Here is a 19,180-nt window from a genome sequence, read left to right as displayed (position 1 = left end):
GTTGCGTTGAACGCACCCAATGTGGCCTTCGGTGCGTTCAACGCACCGAAGGCCACATTGGGGCGCTTCAGGCCGGGAGGAGGTTGAGCTTCAGGTGGAAGTTGTCCAGGGTCGCCGGCAAGGGGCGGTCCGGGGACAGGACCGGTCCCGACGCCTGCTCGAAGCGGTGGTGGCGCAGCAGGTTCGCCAGCATCGTGCTCGCGCTGAACAGCACCAGGTCGCGGCCCGGGCAGATCGCCGGGCCCGCGCTGAACGGGACCAGGGCCGGGTTCTCCGCCGCGCGGCCGTCGAGCCAGAGGTCCGGCTCGAACCGTTCGGCGTAGGGCAGGTCGGGGTCGCGGTGGAAGAACGGCGTGAAGATCAGCACGGTCGTGCCCGCCGGACCCCAGGACGTCTCCTCCGTCGTCTCGCGCAGGATCATCGGCGTGGTCGGCCACAGCCGGACCGCGTCCAGCACGCACGCGCGCAGGTAGCTCAGCTGAGCCGGCTCGGCGTCCCCGATGTCCGTGCGCGCCCGCTCCTGCTCTGCAGGGTGGCTCGCCAGCAGGGCCAGCGTCCGGTACGTCGCCATGCCCGCCGCGTCGAACGCGAACAGCCAGTGCGCCACCTGATCGGGTGCGGTGTCCTCGCCGACGGCGGCGATCACGGCGGCGAGGCTGCCCGGCTCGGCGCGGTTCAGGTGCCCGCTCAGCCGCCGCCGGAACTCTTCGCGCAGTTGCCGGCGCTTCGGGTGCAGGTACGCCCAGTTCGCGTCGAGCCGCAGGCGTTCGAGCTGGTCGGTCAGCGTCGTGTCGTCGCGGGCACCCGAGCCCAGCACGACGCGCCGGACCAGCCGCCACCAGGCGACGTTGAAGGTGTCCCAGTCGAGTGACCCCGCGCTCGGCAGGAAGGCCGCCTCTTCGGCGATCGCGCGGGCGAACGGCGTCGCGAGCTCGTGCAGCGGACGGCCGGGTTCGAGCACGGCCTCGGTGAACCGGCGCCGGGCGAGCCGGGCGGCCGCGTCCGAAATCAGGACGCCGTGCGGCTGGAAGTGCCCCAGCGCGGCCCGCTTCTCCACTGTGGACGGACTGAACGGCGTCGGCGTGCCGGCCAGCAGCCGCTTCACGTCCGCGCCGGACAGGGCCAGTTCCACCGACCGGCCGGGGACGCGCAGCTTCAGCGGACGGCCGTAGTGGCGCGCACGCAGGCGGCTCAGCAGCCGCACGCCGGCGCGGTCGAACCGCAGTTTCCCGGCCACCGCCATCGCCGCGGGACGGCGCTTGATCACCCCGCCGGCCAGTGTGGGCAGCGCCACCTCGACCGCGACACGCAGGGTTTCGGCCACCGAAGCGGTCTCCGGTCGCGTGCGGCGTTCCCGAGTGGACGTCATGGCGCCCGGCTACCCGCGGTGGCCGCGCCGAAACGCCCTCAGCCGCGCAGGGCGACGTTCAGCACGTCGCCGGCGTGGTCCAGGCAGTCCACGCAGATCACCGCGTCCCGGGCCGCGCAGTCCACGCGCAGCAGCGGACGCCGGAGCCCGAGGAACGTCCGGCGCTCGCGGCGGCCGCAGAAGTCGCAGACCGCGGCCAGCGGCGACGTCACCGCGGCCAGCACGTCACCCGCGCCGCTCTCCCGATCCGCGCCGTCACGCACCACCCGCAGGCCGGCGCGGACGCAGTCCACGCAGATCGGCCCGTTCCGGCCGGGCACCCGGGGGTCGCGCCGCCTGCCGCAGAACCGGCACGGACTGCCCGCCCCGTTCATCGCCGTCACGCGGCCTCCTCGGTTTCGCCGCTCGCACGCCGGGCATCCGGGTCGCGGCGCGCCTCTATCCCGCCACGCTACCCGGCTCCCGGGGGCCTGGCCGATCGCGGTGCGTCCCGGTGGAACCCGGCAGCACGCTCGGCCGGGTCTCCTGGCCGCGGTGGTGCGGGACGAGCGGCAGGAGGAGAGCTTTGGCGTCGTTGACGGTGTTGTTCGGAGTGGCGGGCTTGCTCGCGCTCGCGGCGGCGATCGTGCCCAAGCTGGTCGCCGACCGGCCGTTCTCGGTGCCGCTGGTGATGCTCCTGGCCGGGATCGTGCTCGGGCTGCTCCCGCTGCCCGCCCCCTACGGCAACGGCTGGGGCGACCCGGCCGCCCACCTGGACGGCGTGGAATCCTTCGCCCAGCTGGGCATCCTCGTCGCGCTCGCCGGGGCCGGACTGTCGGTCGACCGGCCGTTCGGCCTGCGCCGGTGGGGGTCCACGTGGCGGCTGCTCGCGATCACCATGCCGGTGTCGATCCTCGCGATCGCCGTGCTCGGGTACTGGTGGCTCGCGCTCGCTCCCGGCGTCGCGCTCCTGCTGGCCGCCGCGCTGGCCCCGACCGACCCGGTGCTGGCCGGCGACATCGGCGTCCCGCACCCCGACGTCGAGCCGGAACTGGCCAGGAACAACGAAATCCGCTTCACGCTGACGACGGAAGCGGGGCTCAACGACGGCCTCACCATGCCGTTCGTCGTCCTCGGCCTGGCCCTGGCGAGCGGCGAGCCGCGCCTGGACCTGTCCTGGGTGCTGGTGGACCTGCTGCTGCCCCTGGTCGTCGGCGTCGTGGCGGGCCTGGTCACCGGGCGGCTGCTCGGCTGGGCGATCTTCCGCACGCCGTCGGACCGGCTGCGGCTGGCCGAGTACGCCGACGGGCTGGTCCTGCTCGCGCTGGCGTTCGTGCCCTACGCGCTGGCGGAAGCCGCCCACGGCAACGGGTTCGTCGCCGTGTTCGTCGCGGCGGTCGCGGTGCGCACCCAGGAGCGCGAGCACGAGTACCACGGCGTCCTGCACGCCTTCGGCCACCAGCTGGAACGGCTGTTCGTCCCGCTCGCCCTGCTGGGGCTGGGCCTGGCGATCGGCGACGGCCTGCTGCGCGGGCTGCAGCCCCTCGAAGTCGTGATCGCCGTCGTCGCCGTGCTGGTGGTGCGGCCCCTGGTGGGCTGGCTCTCCCTGCTCGGCGCGCCGTCACCGGGACGGCCCGCCACCGCGGCGATCGCGTTCTTCGGCGTGCGCGGCATCGGCACGCTCTACTACCTGGCCTACACGCTCAACCGGCTCCCCGTGCCGCAGCAGGACGTGCTGTGGCGGGTGGGCGCGCTCGCCGTCGCGGTGTCGGTGATCGTGCACGGCGTCCTCGCCGAGCCGGCGATCCAGCGGATCGAGCGGATGGGCGGGCATCTGCCCGCCGATGTGTAGCCGCGCGGAGAGTGGGTATCAGTCTGTCAAGGCCCTTTTGGCGACTGGCCGATCCGGAAATGTCGCCGCGACGGAAGGTGCACCCAGATGAACGACAAGCTGGAAAACAAGGGCGAAGAGCTCAAGGGCCGGGCCAAGGAAGCCGTCGGTGACGCCACCGACAACCAGCAGTGGCAGGCCGAGGGCAAGTCCGAGCAGGCCAAGGGCTCGCTCAAGCAGGCCGGCGAGAAGATCAAGGACGCCGTGAAGGGTGTCACGGACAAGAAGTGACGCGTTTCTCCGCTGCCGCGCCCCGGACTCCGGGGTGCGGCAGCGGGCTTGTGTCCGGGGTCGGTGCGTTCTTCGGCGGCATTCACCGGTAGCGCGAGGCGAGCTCCGGGCCCTGCCCGCCGAAGGCCGCGAGATCGGCCCGGAAGACGGCGTCGAGCAGCCCGGCGTCCTCGACACCCGGAGCCGTGACGACTTCACCGAGTTCGAAGCCGCGCAAGGACGCGGTGACGACGTCGGCGGCGGACATCCGCGGCACCGCGCTCAGATCGAGCCCCTGGCGCTCGTGGAACTCGGTGGCGACGACGCCCGGGCACAGCACCTGCACCCCGACCCCGGTGCCCTCGAGCTCGGCGCTCAGGGTCTGGGACAGGGCGACGAGGTAGGCCAGAGACCCCGCGTAGACCGCGCGCCGGGGCATGACCGAGGAGTCGGCGGGACCGCTGAAGGCGATCATCCCGGCCACGTTGACGATCCGCCCCTCACCGCGCTCCCGCATGCCCGCGACCGCGGCGCGGGTCAGCATGGTGGGCGCGGCGACCTTGACGTGGACGAGCTCGGCGGCCTTGTCGGCGGGCAGCTGCGCCAGCGGCATGTAGTGCGCGACACCGGCGTTGTTGACGAGCATGGTCAGCGGCTCGGCGGCGCAGAGGGCGGCGACGGTGGCGACGCCGTCGTCGGTGGACAGGTCGGCGGCCACCGTGCGCACCTTGACTTCCGGGTGGGCGGCGGCGAACTCGGCGAGGCGGTCCTCGCGGCGGCCGGTGACGATCAGGTCGTAGCCGTCGGCGGCGAGGCGCTCGGCGAAGGCCCGGCCGATGCCGGAGGTGGCGCCGGTCACGAGAGCGAGCTGGTTCATGGATTCCGTTCCTTCCTGACGTGCTGCCACCAGGATCGGCCCGGTCCGCGGGCCAGGAAGTGGTCCGGTTTTCCTGGGACGGGCGATACCAGGACAAGCGGCCGGCCGGCTTGCACAATCGACGGATGGCGAACACCGGACTCGGCACGGCCCTGCGCCACTGGCGCGACCGCGTCTCACCCCAGGCCGCCGGCCTGCCCGCGGGCAGCCGCCGCCGCGCCGCCGGGCTGCGCCGCGAGGAACTGGCCCAGCTGGCCGGCATCTCCGCCGACTACGTCATCCGGCTCGAGCAGGGCCGCGCCACCAGCCCGTCGGCCCAGGTCGTGGAGGCACTGGCCCGGGCCCTGCGCCTCACCCAGGACGAACGCACGCACCTGTTCCGGCTGGCCGGCCTCGCGCCCCCGAGCCCCGGCACGGTCCCGCGGCACATCACCCCCGGCGTCCACCGCATGCTGGACCGGCTCGCCGGCACCCCCGTCGCCGTCTTCGACGCGGCCTGGAACCAGCTGCTCGCCAACCCGCTCCACACGGCCCTGATGGGCGAACGCCGCGGCAGCGACCTCAACGGCGTCCGGCGCACCTTCCTCAGCCCGAACACCCGGGTGCGCGACACCCCGGAGGCACGGGACGCGTTGCAGGCGGCCCTGGTCGCCGACCTGCGCCGCACCGCCGGCCGCTACCCCGACGACCCGGACCTCCGCTCGCTCATCGCCGACCTCCGGCGGCAGAGCCCGCGGTTCGCCGCCCTGTGGGAGTCGGGTGCCGTCGGGCAGCACGAGTCCGCCCGAAAGACCATCGACCACCCGGACGTCGGCGCGCTGACCCTGGATTGCGACATCCTCAGCGTCGCGGGCAGCGACCTGCGTCTCATGGTCTACTCGGCCGAACCGGGCACCGAAGCAGCCGACCGGCTGGCGCTGCTCGGCGTCGTCGGCACGCAGTCGCTGGTCGAGGAACGCTGACCAACCCCGGCAAGGGGGTCTCGCAGTACCCGGAACGCCAGGGTCTCCCGCACGTCCTGGACGCCTGTCAACGTGGCCGCACAGGCTCCACGACAAAAGGAACGAAGACCCATGGCGGACAGCCGATTCACCACCCACGCGGACCTTTTCGCTCTGCGGGGGAAGAACGCCCTCGTCACCGGCGGAACCAAGGGCATCGGAATGATGATCGCGCGCGGCCTCCTGCAGGCGGGCGCCCGGGTGATCATCAGCGCACGCAAGGCGGACACGTGCGCGGAGGCCCAGCGGCTCCTGTCCGAATTCGGTGACGTTCAAGCCATCCCCGCCGATCTGTCCACTCACGACGAATGCCGGCGCCTCGCCGATCTCGTCCAAGCCGACTCCGAACGCCTGGACATCCTCGTCAACAACGCGGGAGCGATGTGGCGCGAGCCGCTGGAGACGTTCCCGGACGAGGCCTGGGACACCGTGCTCGACCTCAACCTCAAGTCGCCGTTCTGGCTGGTGCAGGCGCTGCTCCCGGCACTTCGCCGGGCGGGCACCGCCGAGGATCCCGCGCGGGTCATCAACATCGGCAGCATCGCCGCCATCCACGTCGCCGACTCGCCCAATTACTCCTACGCCAGCAGCAAAGCGGGACTCCACCAGCTCACCAGGGTGCTGGCCCGGGAACTGGGCCCCCAGCACGTCACGGTGAACGCGGTGGCGCCAGGACCGTTCCCGTCGCAGATGATGGCGACCACGCTCGAGGCCGTCGGCGAGACGATCGCGGCGAAGGCCCCGCTGCGCCGGCTCGGCCGCGACGACGACATGGCAGGCATCGCCGTGTTCCTCGCCGGCCGGGCCGGCGCGTACCTCACGGGCACCGTCATCCCGGTCGACGGCGGCATCGCCACGACCGCAACGGGTACCTGAGCGGCGTGCGAGGGGTGCGTAGCCGCCGGGGGGTACCAGCAGAACCTCCCTCCGCCCGCGGACAGGGCTTATGGTGAAGGGGTGACCAAGATCGATCTGCGCACCGAGATCAAGGAGTTCCTGAGCTCGCGTCGCGCGCGGATCGCGCCCGAGCGGGCCGGGCTGCCCGCCTACGGCGGCAACCGCCGGGTCAAGGGTCTGCGCCGCGAAGAGGTGGCTCTGCTGGCCGGGATCTCGGTCGACTACTACGTGCGGATGGAGCGCGGCAGCCTCACCGGCGCCTCCGACGGCGTGCTCGACGCGGTGGCCTCCGCCTTGCACCTCGACGAGGCCGAGCGTGATCACCTGTTCCACCTCGCGCGGCAGTCGAGGGCGCCCGGCGGTCCACGCCGCCGGCGGCCCGCCGTGACGGTGCGTCCGGCGCTTCAGCAGGTGCTCGACGCCATCACCGACGCGCCGGCTTGGATCTGCAACGGCCGGTACGACGTCCTGGCCCTGAATCCCCTTGCCCGCGCGCTGTATTCACCGCTGCTGGCCGACCCGCGACGGCCGGCGAACACCGCGCGGTTCGTGTACCTGGAGCCCGAAGCGGCGGAAAAGTTCTTCGTCGACTACGACCGGATAGCCGGCGATGTGGCCGCGAAGCTGCGCATGGAAGCCGGCCGGAATCCGCACGACCAGGAACTGATCGCCCTCGTCGGTGAACTGTCGACCCGCAGCGAACTGTTCCGGCAGCGCTGGGCGTCCCAGGACGTCCGGTTCCACCGGTCCGGACGCAAGCGCGTGCACCATCCGGTGGTGGGCCGGCTCGACCTGGACGTCGAGTCGATGGAGCTGCCCGCCGACCCCGGCCTGCTCCTGAACGTCTACACCGCGGCCGCCGGCACGGCGGCCGCGGACGGTCTGGCCCTGCTGGCGTCGTGGGCGACCGGGGTCCAGGAGATTCCGGCCGGGCACCCGCAGCCGGGGCGCGGGCAAACCCGGTAACCGGCGGCCGTCCGCCGTTGCGGTGCTAGTCCCTCGTGCGGCGGGTGCCGTCGCCGAGTGGCTCGGTCCGCCCGGCGGCGTCGAGGCTTTCCAGCAGCGGGATCATCACCCGGCGGGTGCTGTCGAGGGCCTTGCGCGCCTCGGAAACCGTGAACGGCTGGGGCACCCGGCGCAGCTCCTCCACCGCCCGCTCCGCCACGTCCGGGCCGAGCACGACCCCCTCGGCGAGCGCGGTCAACCGGCCGAGGCGGACCGCCGCCGCCAGCTCGCGCCGGCCGAGGCCCAGTGCGCGCAGCTCGTCCGCCTCGGGCGCGCGGAACGGGTGCTCGGCGAGCCGTTTCGCCACCGTTTCCAGGGCCTTTTCGACGGCGGGGGCGAGCCCGGCGCCGGGACGGCGGACCAGGCCGCCCGCCACCTCGAAGCCGGTGCCCCGCACCACGGGGACGACCAGTTCCGGGGCGGGCAGCCCGAGCCGCTGCCGCAACGCCTCCACCGGTACGCCCGCGGCCGTGCTGTCCCACGCACCCACGATCTCGGCCGCCTGCGTGCGCAACGCCCCGAGCCGCTCCTCGTCCGCGCACCACCCGCCCAGCCGCTCCCCCGTCGCGGGCAGGCCCATCGCCGTGAAGTCCTCGGCACGCACGAAACCCTTGCGGCGCAGGTAAACCCGGGCGAGGTCGGGTTCGGCCAGCTCGCGGCCGCGGGCCCGCGCCGCGCCGCGGCGGGACAGGGCGGGCGGGTCGACGTCGAGGACGTCGAACCCGGCGGCGATCCGGTGCTCGCCGGGATCGCGCACCAGGCCGCGGTCGCCGGTGCGCAGCGGCAGCGCGGTGGCCGTGGTGAGCCGCGCGGTGTCCGTCCCGAGTGGACGGACCCGGACCGGCACGGCCGCCGTGCCCAGGTGCAGCACCAATTCGCGGTGCAGGTCCGCGGCGGCCGCGCCGCGCAGCCGCACGTCGAACTCGGCCGTGGTGCGCCACCGGCCCGGCGTGAGCAGGACGTCGCCGCGGCGGACGTCGCCCCGCGCGGTGCCGCGCAGGTTCACCGCGACCCTGGCCACGGCGCCGACCCGGTCGCGGGGTTCGCCGAGGGCTTGCAGGGTTCGGACCTTCACCCGCGCCGAGCCCAGCAGGAACTCGTCGCCGGCGGCGATCGTGCCGGCGGCCAGCGTGCCCGTGACGACCGTGCCGGCCCCCGAAACCGTGAAGGCACGGTCGATCCACAGCCGCACGTCGGCGTCCGGATCGGGCGTCGGCAGCCCGGCGGTGAGCTCCCCGATCGCCGTCCGCAGGCCGGCCAGCCCCGCGCCCGTGGTGCCGCTGACGGCGACACTCGGGACGGCCCCGAGCGAGGTCGCGGCGATCTCCTCCAGCGCGGCGGCCGTCGCGGCGGCCGGGTCGGCGCGGTCGGCCTTGGTGACGACCAGCAGCCCGCGGCGGACGCCGAACGCGTCCAACGCCGCGAGGTGCTCGGCCGACTGCGGCATCCAGCCCTCGTCCGCGGCGACGACGAACAGCACCGCCGGGGCCGGCCCGGCGCCGGCGAGCATGTTCGGCACGAACCGCTCGTGGCCCGGCACGTCCACGAACGCGACGTCCTCGGCGCCGATCCGGGTCCAGGCGAAGCCGAGGTCGATGGTGAGGCCGCGGCGGCGTTCCTCGGCCCACCGGTCCGGTTCCATCCCGGTCAGCCGCCGCACGAGCGTGGACTTCCCGTGGTCGACGTGCCCGGCGGTGACGATCACCCGCATCGGCGGACGGCTTCCCGCAGCTGGGCGTCCTCTTCCGGCCGCACGGTCCGAAGGTCGAGCAGGCAGCGGTCCTTGACGACCCGGCCGGCGACGGCGGGTTCGCCCGTGCGCAGCGCGGCCGCGTACCGGGCGGGCAGGCTCACCGCGGCGCTGGGCAGCTCGACGCCGGGCGCTCCCCCGCCACCGACGGCCGCCACCGACACGACCACCTGGGCATCGACGTTCTCGAGGGACTTGACCAGCGCTTCGGCGCGTTCCCGCAAGCTCGCGACGGACACGTCGAGCGCGGCACGCACCGGGGGTCGCGGCCCGCGCAGCGTCGCTTCGAGGGCGGCGAGGGTGAGCTTGTCGACGCGCAGGGCCCGCGCGGCCGGGTGCCGCCGCAGCCGTTCGACGACGTCCGCGTCGCCGAGCAGCAGGCCGGCCTGCGGACCGCCGAGCAGCTTGTCCCCGCTCGCGGTGACGATCGTGGCGCCCGCCCGCAGCGCGCTCGCCGCGTCCGGTTCGGCCGGCAGCAGCGGGTGCGGGGCCAGCAGGCCCGAGCCGATGTCGGCGACCAGCGGCACGCCGAGCCCGGCCAGCTCGCCCAGCGCCGCTTCCGTGGTGAACCCGGTGACGCGGTAGTTCGACGGGTGCACCTTGAGCACGAACCCGGTGTCCGGGCCGATCGCCGCGGCGTAGTCCCGCGCCGTCGTCCGGTTCGTGGTGCCGACCTCGCGCAGCCGCGCGCCGGCCGATTCCAGCAGGTCCGGGATCCGGAAGCCGTCGCCGATCTCGACCAGCTCGCCCCGGCTGACGACGATCTCGCGGCCCGGCGCCAGGGCGAGCGCGCAGAGCAGCAGGGCCGCCGCGTTGTTGTTGACCACGTGCACCGCACCGGCGTCCGGCACGGCCGCGCGCAGCGCCGCGAGGGCACCCCGGCCGCGGCGGGCCCGCTCGCCGGTCGGGAGGTCGAATTCGACGTCGGTGGCGCCGGCGGCCGCGAGGACGGCGTCGCGCGCGGCCGCCGAGAGCGGGGCGCGGCCGAGGTTGGTGTGCACGACGACGCCGGTCGCGTTGATCACCGGCCGCAGCGAGGAGGCGCTCGCCGGAAGCCGGGCCAGCACGGCGTCGACGACGTCGGCGGGGGCGATCTCCCCCGCCCGCACCGCGTGCTGGACGTGGTTGACCACCGCTTTGACCAGGTCCCGGCCGAGCGTCCCGGCGGCCTTGGCGATCCGGGGCTCGGCCAGGACCGCGTCGGTCCGCGGGACCGCGCGGCGCGGGTCAGGCATGGCGGAGGCGGACGGGAATCGAACCCGCCAGCGGCAGAACCTGCCGTTCGACGGTTTTGAAGACCGCGCCGGTCACCAGGCCGGATACGCCTCCCTGCACCATGGGGGCCATCCTGCCAAGTTCGCGCCCGGCGGGCACGATGAACCGGTGGGTTACCGACTGACGCAGTACGCGCACGGCGGCGGGTGCGCGTGCAAGATCCCGCCCGGCGAGCTGGAAGCGGCCGTGGCCGGCCTGACCGGCGCCGTACCCGTCGATCCCCCGGGCGAGCTGCTCGTCGGCCTCGACACCGGCGACGACGCGGCCGCGGTCCGGATCTCCGGCGGCACCGCGCTGATCGCCACCACGGACTTCTTCACCCCGGTCGTCGACGACGCCTACGACTGGGGCCGGATCGCGGCCGCCAACGCGCTGTCCGACGTCTACGCCATGGGCGGCACGCCGGTGGTGGCGCTGAACCTGCTCGGCTGGCCACGGGAGACGCTGCCGTTCGAGCTGGCCGCCGAGGTCCTGCGCGGCGGCCTCGACGTCTGCGCCGAGGCGGGGTGTCACCTGGCCGGCGGGCACAGCATCGACGACCCGGAGCCGAAGTACGGGCTCGCGGTGACCGGCATCGCGGACCCCGCGCGGCTGCTGCGCAACGACGCGGGCCGGGCGGGCGTGCCGTTGACGTTGACCAAACCGCTCGGCGTCGGCGTGCTCAATTCGCGGCACAAGGCCACCGGCGAACGGTTCCCGCAGGCCATCGACGCGATGACGACGCTGAACGCGGCCGCGAGCCGGGCCGCGCTGGCCGCCGGGGCCGTGTGCGCCACCGACGTGACGGGATTCGGTCTGCTGGGCCACCTGCACAAGCTGGCGCGCGCGAGCGGCGTGACGGCCCGGCTGGACCCGGCGGCGGTGCCGTACCTCGAGGGCGCGCGGGAGGCACTGCGCGACGGGTACGTCAGCGGCGGCACCCGGCGGAACCTCGACTGGGTCCGCCCGCACGCCGAGCTGTCCCGCATCTCGACGGACGAGGCATTGCTGCTGGCCGACGCGCAGACGTCCGGTGGCCTGCTGGTCGCCGGGGAGCTGCCGGGCCACCCGGTGATCGGGTCCCTGGAGCCGCGGTCGGAGCACACGATCGTCGTAGGCTGAGTTTCCCTTCCCGGCTGCCCGGGTACGCCGGGCAGGAGAAACGATCAGGAGGTGTGCGATGCCCGCTCCGGACCGGACCAGCCTCGAGCAGCACCTGTCCGAGACCGAGTACCCCTGCGGCCGCGACGAGCTCCTGCGCCGCGCGGCCGCGGCGGGCGGCGGCGATTCGGTGCTGGGGTCGCTCGGCGGGTTGCCGGACAGCGACCGGTACGACGACTTCGACGCGGTGTGGGAAGCGGTGTCGGCCAAGCACATCGGCGGGGCACCTAGATGAGCCGCTCCACGGCGTCCCGGGCCTCCTTGAGGTCGGCGCCGGTGCGGTCGCGGTAGGCCTTGATCGCCTGGATCTTCTTGCCCTGCCGCAGCAACGCGCTCACCTCGGCGAGTTCCGGCTCCTCGGTGGACACGCCGAGCCGATCGGCGATCGCGTCGAGCTTCCGCTCCACCCGCGCGAGCCGCCGGTCGACCCGCCCGAGCTTGCGGTTCGTCGAGGACGACGCCAGCCCGACCACGGCGACCAGCACGACGACACCGAACAAGAGCATCCCGTAGTCCATGCCGGGCATGCTACTTCGCGGAAATTGTCGGTACCGGTGGCTAGGGTGACGCCATGACCACACTGACCGGCCGTCGGAACACTGCCCTGCTCGTCATCGACGTGCAGAACGGCGTGATGGAGACGGCACACGAGCGCGAAACCGTCCTGGCCAACATCGTCACGCTGGTGGACCGCGCCCGCGCCGCCGGCACCGAGGTGGTGTGGGTGCAGCACACCAGCGGCGAGCTGCCGCGCGGGAGCCAGACTTGGGAGTACGTACCGGAGCTGGTGCGCGCGGAGAAGGAACCCCTGGTGCACAAGGAGTACGGCGACTCCTTCGAGGACACGGACCTCGAGGAGGTGCTGGCGGACCGGGGCGTGGGATCCCTGGTGGTGGCCGGCGCGCAGACGGACGCCTGCATCCGCTCGACCCTGCATGGCGCGCTTGCCCGGGGTTACGACGTGACGCTGGTGGCGGACGCGCACTCGACGGAGGACCTGACGGCTTACGGAGCGCCGCCGCCCGGGCAGGTCATCGCGCACACGAACCTGTATTGGAAGTACCAGACCGCACCGGGCCGGACGGCCGGAACGGTGGAGACGGCCGAGGTGGAGTTCGGGGTGAAGGCACCCGCCTGAGCGGCGGTTTCCGGTTGGCGGGTTCCGGGGTGCGGTAGGTCGGCGAGGTTGCTCCCGGGGCCGGGTGGTCGGCGGCTTTGGGGCGCGGCCGGGGCGGCTGGGTTGCCCCCGGGCCGGGTGATCGGCGGCTTCGGAGCGCGGCCGGGGCGGCTGGGTTGCCCCCCGGGCCGGGCGATCGGCGGCTTCGGAGCACGGCCGTCGGCGAGGTGTTCCCGGCCGGGCGGCCTACGACTTCGGATCACGGCCGGTCGGCGTGTTGCTCCCAGGCCGGGCGGTCGGCGGCATCACTACCCGGCTCGGGTGGCGAAGCTGGTCCCAGACCGGGGGATCGGCGGCATCGGAGCACGGCTGGAGCAGCTGGGTGGCGCCCGGGCCGGGTCAATGACTCGGACCGCGGCCGGGGCAGCGAAGCTGCGCCCAGACCGGATGGTCGGCGCCTTCGCAACGCGGCCAGGCAGCGAAGTTGCGCCCAAGCCGGGTGATCGGCGGCATCGGAGCACGGCCGGGGCAGCTGGGTTGCGCCCGGGCCCAGTCGATGGCTTCGGACCGCGGTCGGGGCGGCGAAGCTGCTCCCGCGCCGGCGGTCGGCGCAATCGCAGCGCAGCCGGAGCAGCCAAGCTGCGCCCAAGCCAGGTGATCGGCGGGTGAAGGTGCGTCAGGCCCAGCCATGGCGGGGTTGTGCGGTGCGTTCGCGAGCATCCGCCGGGCCGGCCGTTCAACTCGAAGCCGCGATCACCCCGAACGATCCTGCTCACTACCTACGCAGCTACGACTCACACCGTGACCCCCTGCACGCGTCGCAGGTGAACGGAAGGGCAGACGACCAGCCCACCCGAGCGGCTGGATCGGCAACCGCCAAAACGCTGGGCCATCGAACGTACCATGGCTTGCCTCACGGATACCGATGCAGCCCTTCCGCTAAGGACGCAGATAGGGAACTTCCTATTCTAGAAATTCGGCAACTCACCAGATGAGACAAGCATTCAACCGCAAAGAAGCTTGCCGGGGCCCAGAAAACGCCCCGTACACCTGACGCCGGGACGACCACATCTGCGCATTAGGCAGCAAACCTCAGAACCGCCGAGCAGACGGCCTCACCATGCCGAGCAGCGATAGGCCCCACCACGGAGCGCACTGTCGTATATCTAATTATCTCGGCATCACGAATTCTCGAGGTCGCCAGTGTTGTCGTCCGACATCTTCACTCGCGATCGCGTCCTTTGCAGCGCAAAGGTATCGAAATAGTCAGCCTTAGGCAATAAAATCTCCCGAAATGCCGCTAGGGCGAAGACCAGTGTTGCAACCCAGATTATCCAATGCCAGAATGTGTACGGGTGCTGGATTATCGCACCGATAGAACCACCGATCAGAACGCCAGCTCCACCACAAGTTATCCGCCTGATCCACGTTCTCATATTTTGCCTCTTCTCTTCCTCCGCAGAGAAGTTTACAAGCAAGTCGTCTGCACTGGATATCTCATACAACGCACGTCGATCGAAATAGTTCTTGAACCGATATAGTTGATCCGGCGTAAATGCCTCGCTTCTAATTGCCAGATTCAAACGCCTTCTAACGGAATCAGGGACGTTGTCCTCACCATAAGATTGAGCCAACTCTTTTACTATCTCGTCCCGCCACCAATACGATGGACCGCCGTCATCGAGCATATATTTATCCTCGGGCCCTCCATACACTCGATCACTGTATTCGGTTAACTTTACGAAGGAAAGCTGAACAACCGGAAGAAGTGGAGTGACCCGAATCGGAAGTTTAGAAAAGTTCACCAATTGAAGGGGTTGATGACCACGCCAGCCAGGGTTCATGAAATCGCCACCACAGTGCACCGACAAACCCATCCTAGAGTATGAGTTCCGACCCGAAAGCTTACCAGCAAAGCCGACAGGAATGCTATAGCACTCATACGTGCGTCCCATTAGCGAGTCGCCAGGCCAGAGGACGTACGTCTCTCCAGGCTGCAGTACCAATCGTTCCCAATGATAGCGGGGCGCGGCTTCATGCAATGTGTGATTTCGAAGATCGACAATATTGCGTTTCTGCAACCGACGAGTTCGTCCAACCTTCTTTCGCACTCTCCAGAACACAGTGTCGAGACGCAAATCAACCGAACAGGAGCGAATCTGCACCTCCGGCCGAAAAGGCTGATCGCCGATGCGACACTCAAAATTTATTTTTTCTAGGTTGCGTATTATACCCTTGTCGGCCAGATACATTGTTGCTAATCTCTTATTCTCTCAAATCGAGGAACACTTTTCCCGTCGACTTCCACAGTTTCAGCAAACATATCGAGTGGCCTGATCTGAATTTCTTTAATCTCGATATCCCTGTAGATAACGCACACTTCTTCAGCTTCGGTGTGCCAACCGGTCATAAGGACCTCGTACACTCCACCTTTGAAGTGGCGATAGATTCCCGGGCGCACTAATTCCTCCAAATTTCACAGCTCATGACAGCTAAGAATTCAGCTCATAGGTATGGCCAAGGCGATCAATCTTTGTCTGCAGATATTTCCTGTTGATCTCATTAACTCTGGGCGGCAGCGAAATTGATTCTGCGACCTCGATACCTAAGCCAACGAGCCCCGCAGCCTTAGTCGGGTTATTCGTAATCAGCCGCACCTTAGCTACCCCAAGAACTTTAAGGACCATCGCAGCGCCATCATAAGTCCGCTCATCGATTTCGCGCCCAATCTGCAAATTGGCGTCTACCGTGTCCACGCCTGTCATCTGTCGTGCATATGCCCGCATTTTATCCGCAAGGCCGATACCTCGCCCCTCTTGCCACAGATGGATCAAAATACCGGAGCCAGCTTCAACGATCTTGTCAAGTGCATCGTCGCGTTGCCCAGCGCAGTCACAGCTTAGTGACGAGAATACGTGCCCGGTCAGGCACTCTGACTGAATTCTCACCAGTGGAACACCTGTCCGAATGTCACCGAACGTTAACGCAATACTAGGGTGCTCTTCTCCCTGATCAAAGCAATGTATCTCGAACTGCCCTCTGTTCATCTTCAACGTCGCCGTAATTTTTTCCATTTGCCACCCCTTGCTAGCCGGTACTCTCGATGCATCGTACTCGTTGCTGACAATAATGTCGCCGACATCGTACACGTAGCGACAAATGTTACTCGCTACGGGAACACGTAACCAATATTTACCAGACCGTGACAAGCCCAGCAGTCATGCCCGGCGACGTGCCTCAGGCGAATCTGTTCGATCCATTCGTGCCAGCGGCATCGCTCTCGCGATCGACTGCACCAAACCCGGCTATTTGAGCGCGCAAGGTGATCGACAGACCCCCGTTGATCCGCAAGCGGCGCTGTCCACCAGGCAATCCCCGGAGCCGGAGGGCAGGGAACTCGCATTGCCCGACCGCGCCGCGCACTGGCCCGGCGACTCGGAGATTTGACTGGAGTGCGCCGCAGCGGGAACAAGTGGATGACGCGTCCGACTGTACCCACCCATGCCCGGCAGTGGGCGCGCGACCATCAGCCGGGTTTCAGCGTGACGAATCGCGGCGCCGTGACGATTTGAAGCGTCACATAACATGCCATTTCAAATCCGGCACTGAACGTGTGAGCCCTTAACACTAAGCTGCGTACAAGAAAATACGTCGATAACCCGAAGTTATGCACTTCGGGTTATCGGGACTCCCCTCTCCATTCGGGCGTCACTACTCGCACCCAGCGCGACCATTGACAGTTATACATATATCTAACCAGGGTTACGTTACACACCCACTCGCCGTGGGGTTATCTCCACCTCCGTTAACCTCATGCGTCCACCTGGCTCCCAGAGGACTTACTAGAATCGGGCCGCAACGTCGGCAATCTGCTTTGTCGTCGTGGCGCGTACGGTTTGGTCACCCTGCCTCCAGAGCAAGTCTTCCGCACGAATTAAGCAGCTTTCTGATTGGAAATTCGCAACACGATTACACCCAAGCCGAAGCAGTTTTGGTAGTCGAACGGGGATAGTAAGTCAGACTTAAGTTGGTCAGACAGCTTTGAATTTGCGATTCGATCCCTTCGACGTGTTGCATATTTTTCGACAGTCTATTTTAGGATTTCGCTTCCCTGGTCACACCAACAACACTTCCACCCCCAACGTCGTGAGAGAAATTCCATCTAATTCGGCAATGCGTTGAGTGCCGGTCGAAGTCGGCAGGCGGCTTGAAGATGGCACGCAAGGCCGAGCGGGGGCGTCCGAAACACCGCACGGTCATTTCTGCTGCGCGGACTGGTCCGATGCGGAATCTGCGGCCGGAAGATGCAAGGCGCCACTATCAGAAAGGGCGCGTCCTACCGCTGCACCTCGCGGACGATGGCGCCGGGCTCGTTGAAGCTGGAAGACCACGCGAAGACGGTCAACCTGCGCGAAGGCGTGGTGGTTGACGCGCTAAACGGGTGCTTCACGAGCTGTTCCACCCCGACAGCCACGACCGGACGGCGGCCGCGCTGCTTGGGTCGGACGGCAGTCAGGCCGGCGGCGGCCTGCTGGAAGCGGCGCGAAACCGGCTGGCAGACGCGGAAGCAAGGCTTCAGCGGTATCAAGCCGCGATCGCGGCCGACGTCGAGCCCGAAGCACTCGTTGACCCGATCAACCAGGCACAGACGGAACGAGCCGCCGCGAAAGCACAGATCAAGAGCGTTCCGGCCAACACGACGGTGTCCCGCGCGGAGATCTACGCGAGGATCGATGCCCTCGGCGACGTCTGCGGCACTCTGGCCGACGCAACCACGGCAGGCATGAGCCGCCTGTACCGAGCCCTGAACCTGGAGCTACGCTATGAACAAAAGAGCTGGCTGTCTATGCAACGACCAGCCCGGGTGTAGATAGTGCGTGTGTCCGAGGACCTTCCTCAGCCTCCGCGCAGCTCATCGCGCAAGGCGCGCGCCACCCGGCTCATCAAGACATCCGCCTCCGGCTGAACCGCCGCCGGCACCTTCGACTCCGTCAGCGCCACCACCGCGAACACCCCGCCGTCCGCGTGCTCGACCACGCCCATCTCGTGCCGCAAGTTCAGCAACGTTCCCGTCTTCGACGACCACCGGGCCGCGTCGGAAGCGAACTCGGGGGTCATCCGGTGGCGGATCACGTTGTTCGCCATCAGCTCCCGCACGCCGCCGGCCACCGCCGGGTCGATCTTCGACGGGGTCCACAGCGCTTCCAGCAGCGAGAGCAGCGCCCGGGCCGATGCCGAATTCGCGCGCGTCACGTCGAGCTGCGGGAGGCGGTGGCCCTGGCCCGCCGTCGACGCGCCGATGGCCAGCGCGTGGGCCAGGTCCGCCTCGCCCGCGTCGAACCGCTCGGCCGGGGTCTGCACCAGGTCGCGCATGAGGTGGCGCACCGCGATCCCGGGAATGCCCCACTCCGCCAGCATGCGCGTGATCTCCGGGGGCGGCGTCAGTCCGAACAGGACGTCCGCGGCCGTCCCGTCGCTCAGGGACGTGCTCAAGTACACCAAGTCGCCGACAGCCACGCGTGCCGGGTGGCGGAAGCGGGTCAGGCCGGTCGGGCCGGGGGTCGTGACGCCGCCGGGCGGCACCTCCAGCTGGGTGGCCGCGTCGAGCTCGCCCCGGCGGACGCGGTCCAGGGTGACCGCCGCCAGGGGGACCTTGACCAGGGAGGCGATCGGGTAGTCGCGGTCCGGGTCGATGCCGAGTTCGGCGCCCGAGCGCAGGTCGCGGACCAGGAACGAGCCGCGCAGGCCGCCCTCGTCCAGGGCCGCGCGCAGGTCGCGAAGCAGCGAGGCGGTCACCGGCCGGCTCCGAGGCACCGGCCGACCGCCGCGCGCAACGTCGTCCGGAGGCGGTCCGCGTCCTCCGTCAGTGCCGCCGTGACGGCGTAGCCGCGGGCCGGCGCCAGCTCGCCGATCGGGCGCCAGGACAGCCCCAGGTCCTCCGCCTGCGCCACCGAGCACAGCAGCAGGTCCCCGGACGCGAACACCTCCGCGGCCGCCGACGTCAGCGAATCGGCCACCGCCACCTGGGCCGGGGACAGGCCCACCGCGTCCCGCACCCGCAGCACCCGGTCGCGGACGTGCGGGACGTCGTCCTCCGGCTGGATCCAGACCCGCCGCCGCACGCCGGCGGACCGGCCCACCCGCAGCGTCTCCAGGTGCACGACCCGGCTCGGCAAGGGCGCCACGCCGGCGACGCCCAGCGGCACCGACCACACGGCTTCCTCGGCCGGGACCGCGGTGAGCGCGGCCCGCACCTCGTTCGTGCGGACCAGCTCGGCCCGCTCGCCCGGCCCCGCCGCGCGGAACTCGAGGTGGATCTCCCGTGCCCGGGCTTCGGCGGCGAGCCCGGCGAGCTCCCGCACCCCGCACGTCGCCGGCACGGCCACCCGCACCGGCCGCAGCCGGGCCCGCTTCGCGTCGTGCTCCATCGCCTCGGCCAGCTGCACCAGCCGGCGGGCCGAGGGCAGCACGTCCCGGCCGAACGGCGTGAGCCGCGCCCGGCGGGTCGAGCGGTCGAAGAGCCGCTCCCCGAAGTGCCGTTCGAGCGCGGCGATGCGCCGGCTGGCGACCGGCTGCGGGATCCGCGCGAGCGCCGCACCCGCCGTGAAGCTCCCCGTCTCGCTCACGCTCACGAACGCCCTGCAGCCGCCGACCAGGTCCACGACCTCA

Annotated in this window: 20 protein-coding genes and 1 tRNA gene; 9 read left to right on the top strand and 12 right to left on the bottom strand. The window is 70.0% G+C overall.

Annotated features, from left to right (window positions below):
• Positions 1 to 67: 67 nt before the first annotated feature.
• Both AB0M30_RS44835 and AB0M30_RS44830 read right to left on the bottom strand, forming a co-directional pair.
• Positions 68 to 1,369, bottom strand: a complete 1,302-nt coding sequence (locus tag AB0M30_RS44835) for a cytochrome P450 (protein ID WP_364597971.1) — start codon at positions 1,367 to 1,369, stop codon at positions 68 to 70.
• Positions 1,370 to 1,407: 38 nt separating this feature from the next.
• Positions 1,408 to 1,743, bottom strand: coding sequence for a hypothetical protein (locus AB0M30_RS44830; RefSeq protein ID WP_364012312.1), 336 nt, complete (start codon positions 1,741 to 1,743; stop codon positions 1,408 to 1,410).
• A 191-nt stretch (positions 1,744 to 1,934) separates the two neighbouring features.
• On the opposite strand from AB0M30_RS44830, the gene AB0M30_RS44825 reads away from it, so the two are divergent.
• Together AB0M30_RS44825 and AB0M30_RS44820 are read left to right on the top strand one after the other, a co-directional pair.
• The gene (locus AB0M30_RS44825; protein ID WP_364597968.1) at positions 1,935 to 3,200 is read left to right on the top strand and encodes a cation:proton antiporter; all 1,266 of its coding nucleotides are present in this window, start codon (positions 1,935 to 1,937) and stop codon (positions 3,198 to 3,200) included.
• Positions 3,201 to 3,287: 87 nt separating this feature from the next.
• Positions 3,288 to 3,470, top strand: a complete 183-nt coding sequence (locus AB0M30_RS44820) for a CsbD family protein (RefSeq protein ID WP_364012123.1) — start codon at positions 3,288 to 3,290, stop codon at positions 3,468 to 3,470.
• A gap of 82 nt (positions 3,471 to 3,552) precedes the next feature.
• Here the strand turns inward: AB0M30_RS44820 and AB0M30_RS44815 are convergent, their stop codons facing one another.
• Positions 3,553 to 4,326 carry an SDR family NAD(P)-dependent oxidoreductase gene (locus AB0M30_RS44815; RefSeq protein WP_364597965.1) on the bottom strand — a complete coding sequence of 258 codons (774 nt, stop codon included), beginning with the start codon at positions 4,324 to 4,326 and terminating at the stop codon, positions 3,553 to 3,555.
• Between the two features lie 125 nt (positions 4,327 to 4,451).
• On the opposite strand from AB0M30_RS44815, the gene AB0M30_RS44810 reads away from it, so the two are divergent.
• The 3 genes from AB0M30_RS44810 (at position 4,452) to AB0M30_RS44800 (ending at position 7,190) form a co-directional block, all read left to right on the top strand.
• Entirely contained in the window at positions 4,452 to 5,288 is an 837-nt protein-coding gene (locus AB0M30_RS44810; RefSeq protein ID WP_364597962.1) for a helix-turn-helix transcriptional regulator, read from the top strand.
• Between the two features lie 111 nt (positions 5,289 to 5,399).
• On the top strand, positions 5,400 to 6,203 hold the full coding sequence (locus AB0M30_RS44805; RefSeq protein WP_364597959.1) for an SDR family oxidoreductase: 804 nt from the start codon (positions 5,400 to 5,402) through the stop codon (positions 6,201 to 6,203).
• 81 nt (positions 6,204 to 6,284) lie between these two features.
• Positions 6,285 to 7,190: a helix-turn-helix transcriptional regulator gene (locus AB0M30_RS44800; protein ID WP_364597956.1), complete on the top strand. Its 906-nt coding sequence runs from the start codon at positions 6,285 to 6,287 to the stop codon at positions 7,188 to 7,190.
• 25 nt (positions 7,191 to 7,215) lie between these two features.
• On the opposite strand, the gene AB0M30_RS44795 is transcribed toward AB0M30_RS44800, so the two are convergent.
• The 3 genes from AB0M30_RS44795 to AB0M30_RS44785 all read right to left on the bottom strand — a co-directional run bounded on the left by AB0M30_RS44795 (position 7,216) and on the right by AB0M30_RS44785 (position 10,308).
• The gene (locus tag AB0M30_RS44795) at positions 7,216 to 8,940 is read right to left on the bottom strand and encodes a SelB C-terminal domain-containing protein (RefSeq protein WP_364597953.1); all 1,725 of its coding nucleotides are present in this window, start codon (positions 8,938 to 8,940) and stop codon (positions 7,216 to 7,218) included.
• Positions 8,931 to 10,214, bottom strand: a complete 1,284-nt coding sequence (selA, locus tag AB0M30_RS44790; RefSeq protein WP_364597950.1) for an L-seryl-tRNA(Sec) selenium transferase — start codon at positions 10,212 to 10,214, stop codon at positions 8,931 to 8,933. The genes AB0M30_RS44795 and selA overlap by 10 nt, the downstream gene beginning before the upstream one ends.
• Positions 10,214 to 10,308 (bottom strand) — tRNA-Sec (locus tag AB0M30_RS44785). The genes selA and AB0M30_RS44785 overlap by 1 nt, the downstream gene beginning before the upstream one ends.
• Before the next feature lie 54 nt (positions 10,309 to 10,362).
• On the opposite strand from AB0M30_RS44785, the gene selD reads away from it, so the two are divergent.
• Together selD and AB0M30_RS44775 are read left to right on the top strand one after the other, a co-directional pair.
• A complete protein-coding gene (gene selD / locus AB0M30_RS44780; RefSeq protein ID WP_364597947.1) occupies positions 10,363 to 11,355 on the top strand; it encodes a selenide, water dikinase SelD in 993 nt (330 codons plus the stop codon).
• Between the two features lie 58 nt (positions 11,356 to 11,413).
• Positions 11,414 to 11,629 (top strand): DUF2795 domain-containing protein, encoded by a 216-nt coding sequence (locus AB0M30_RS44775; protein ID WP_103340712.1) that lies wholly within the window; start codon positions 11,414 to 11,416, stop codon positions 11,627 to 11,629.
• Here the strand turns inward: AB0M30_RS44775 and AB0M30_RS44770 are convergent.
• Positions 11,622 to 11,912, bottom strand: a complete 291-nt coding sequence (locus tag AB0M30_RS44770; RefSeq protein ID WP_364597942.1) for a hypothetical protein — start codon at positions 11,910 to 11,912, stop codon at positions 11,622 to 11,624. The two genes, AB0M30_RS44775 and AB0M30_RS44770, sit on opposite strands and share 8 nt — an antisense overlap.
• A gap of 53 nt (positions 11,913 to 11,965) precedes the next feature.
• On the opposite strand from AB0M30_RS44770, the gene AB0M30_RS44765 reads away from it, so the two are divergent.
• A complete protein-coding gene (locus tag AB0M30_RS44765) occupies positions 11,966 to 12,532 on the top strand; it encodes a cysteine hydrolase family protein (protein ID WP_103340710.1) in 567 nt (188 codons plus the stop codon).
• 1,160 nt (positions 12,533 to 13,692) lie between these two features.
• Here AB0M30_RS44765 and AB0M30_RS44760 read toward each other — a convergent pair.
• Genes AB0M30_RS44760 through AB0M30_RS44750 form a run of 3 tightly spaced genes read right to left on the bottom strand, consistent with a single transcriptional unit; the run spans position 13,693 to position 15,660 of the window.
• On the bottom strand, positions 13,693 to 14,763 hold the full coding sequence (locus AB0M30_RS44760) for a hypothetical protein (protein WP_364597938.1): 1,071 nt from the start codon (positions 14,761 to 14,763) through the stop codon (positions 13,693 to 13,695).
• A gap of 5 nt (positions 14,764 to 14,768) precedes the next feature.
• Positions 14,769 to 14,972 carry a DUF1653 domain-containing protein gene (locus AB0M30_RS44755; protein WP_364597935.1) on the bottom strand — a complete coding sequence of 68 codons (204 nt, stop codon included), beginning with the start codon at positions 14,970 to 14,972 and terminating at the stop codon, positions 14,769 to 14,771.
• Positions 14,973 to 15,003: 31 nt separating this feature from the next.
• Entirely contained in the window at positions 15,004 to 15,660 is a 657-nt protein-coding gene (locus AB0M30_RS44750) for a GTP cyclohydrolase II (protein ID WP_364597932.1), read from the bottom strand.
• Between the two features lie 1,292 nt (positions 15,661 to 16,952).
• Between AB0M30_RS44750 and AB0M30_RS44745 the strand changes: the two genes are divergently transcribed.
• Positions 16,953 to 17,381: a hypothetical protein gene (locus tag AB0M30_RS44745; protein WP_364597977.1), complete on the top strand. Its 429-nt coding sequence runs from the start codon at positions 16,953 to 16,955 to the stop codon at positions 17,379 to 17,381.
• A 26-nt stretch (positions 17,382 to 17,407) separates the two neighbouring features.
• On the opposite strand, the gene AB0M30_RS44740 is transcribed toward AB0M30_RS44745, so the two are convergent.
• Both AB0M30_RS44740 and AB0M30_RS44735 read right to left on the bottom strand, forming a co-directional pair.
• On the bottom strand, positions 17,408 to 18,307 hold the full coding sequence (locus AB0M30_RS44740; RefSeq protein ID WP_364597929.1) for a serine hydrolase: 900 nt from the start codon (positions 18,305 to 18,307) through the stop codon (positions 17,408 to 17,410).
• The gene (locus tag AB0M30_RS44735) at positions 18,304 to 19,173 is read right to left on the bottom strand and encodes a LysR family transcriptional regulator (RefSeq protein WP_364597926.1); all 870 of its coding nucleotides are present in this window, start codon (positions 19,171 to 19,173) and stop codon (positions 18,304 to 18,306) included. The genes AB0M30_RS44740 and AB0M30_RS44735 overlap by 4 nt, the downstream gene beginning before the upstream one ends.
• Positions 19,174 to 19,180: the final 7 nt, after the last annotated feature.

This window comes from Amycolatopsis sp. NPDC051716, assembly GCF_040681595.1.
GTDB lineage: Bacteria > Actinomycetota > Actinomycetes > Mycobacteriales > Pseudonocardiaceae > Amycolatopsis.
This window is presented reverse-complemented; position numbering and strand designations above follow the sequence as displayed.

Bases quoted from the DNA above. Each gene is read 5' to 3' on its own strand.
- AB0M30_RS44765 (WP_103340710.1), top strand. From the start codon at position 11,966: ATGACCACACTGACCGGCCGTCGGAACACTGCCCTGCTCGTCATCGAC.
- AB0M30_RS44770 (WP_364597942.1), bottom strand. From the start codon at position 11,912: ATGGACTACGGGATGCTCTTGTTCGGTGTCGTCGTGCTGGTCGCCGTG.
- AB0M30_RS44775 (WP_103340712.1), top strand. From the start codon at position 11,414: ATGCCCGCTCCGGACCGGACCAGCCTCGAGCAGCACCTGTCCGAGACC.
- AB0M30_RS44830 (WP_364012312.1), bottom strand. From the start codon at position 1,743: ATGAACGGGGCGGGCAGTCCGTGCCGGTTCTGCGGCAGGCGGCGCGAC.
- AB0M30_RS44760 (WP_364597938.1), bottom strand. From the start codon at position 14,763: ATGTATCTGGCCGACAAGGGTATAATACGCAACCTAGAAAAAATAAAT.
- selA (WP_364597950.1), bottom strand. From the start codon at position 10,214: ATGCCTGACCCGCGCCGCGCGGTCCCGCGGACCGACGCGGTCCTGGCC.
- AB0M30_RS44815 (WP_364597965.1), bottom strand. From the start codon at position 4,326: ATGAACCAGCTCGCTCTCGTGACCGGCGCCACCTCCGGCATCGGCCGG.
- AB0M30_RS44795 (WP_364597953.1), bottom strand. From the start codon at position 8,940: ATGCGGGTGATCGTCACCGCCGGGCACGTCGACCACGGGAAGTCCACG.
- AB0M30_RS44835 (WP_364597971.1), bottom strand. From the start codon at position 1,369: ATGACGTCCACTCGGGAACGCCGCACGCGACCGGAGACCGCTTCGGTG.
- AB0M30_RS44810 (WP_364597962.1), top strand. From the start codon at position 4,452: ATGGCGAACACCGGACTCGGCACGGCCCTGCGCCACTGGCGCGACCGC.
- AB0M30_RS44805 (WP_364597959.1), top strand. From the start codon at position 5,400: ATGGCGGACAGCCGATTCACCACCCACGCGGACCTTTTCGCTCTGCGG.
- AB0M30_RS44820 (WP_364012123.1), top strand. From the start codon at position 3,288: ATGAACGACAAGCTGGAAAACAAGGGCGAAGAGCTCAAGGGCCGGGCC.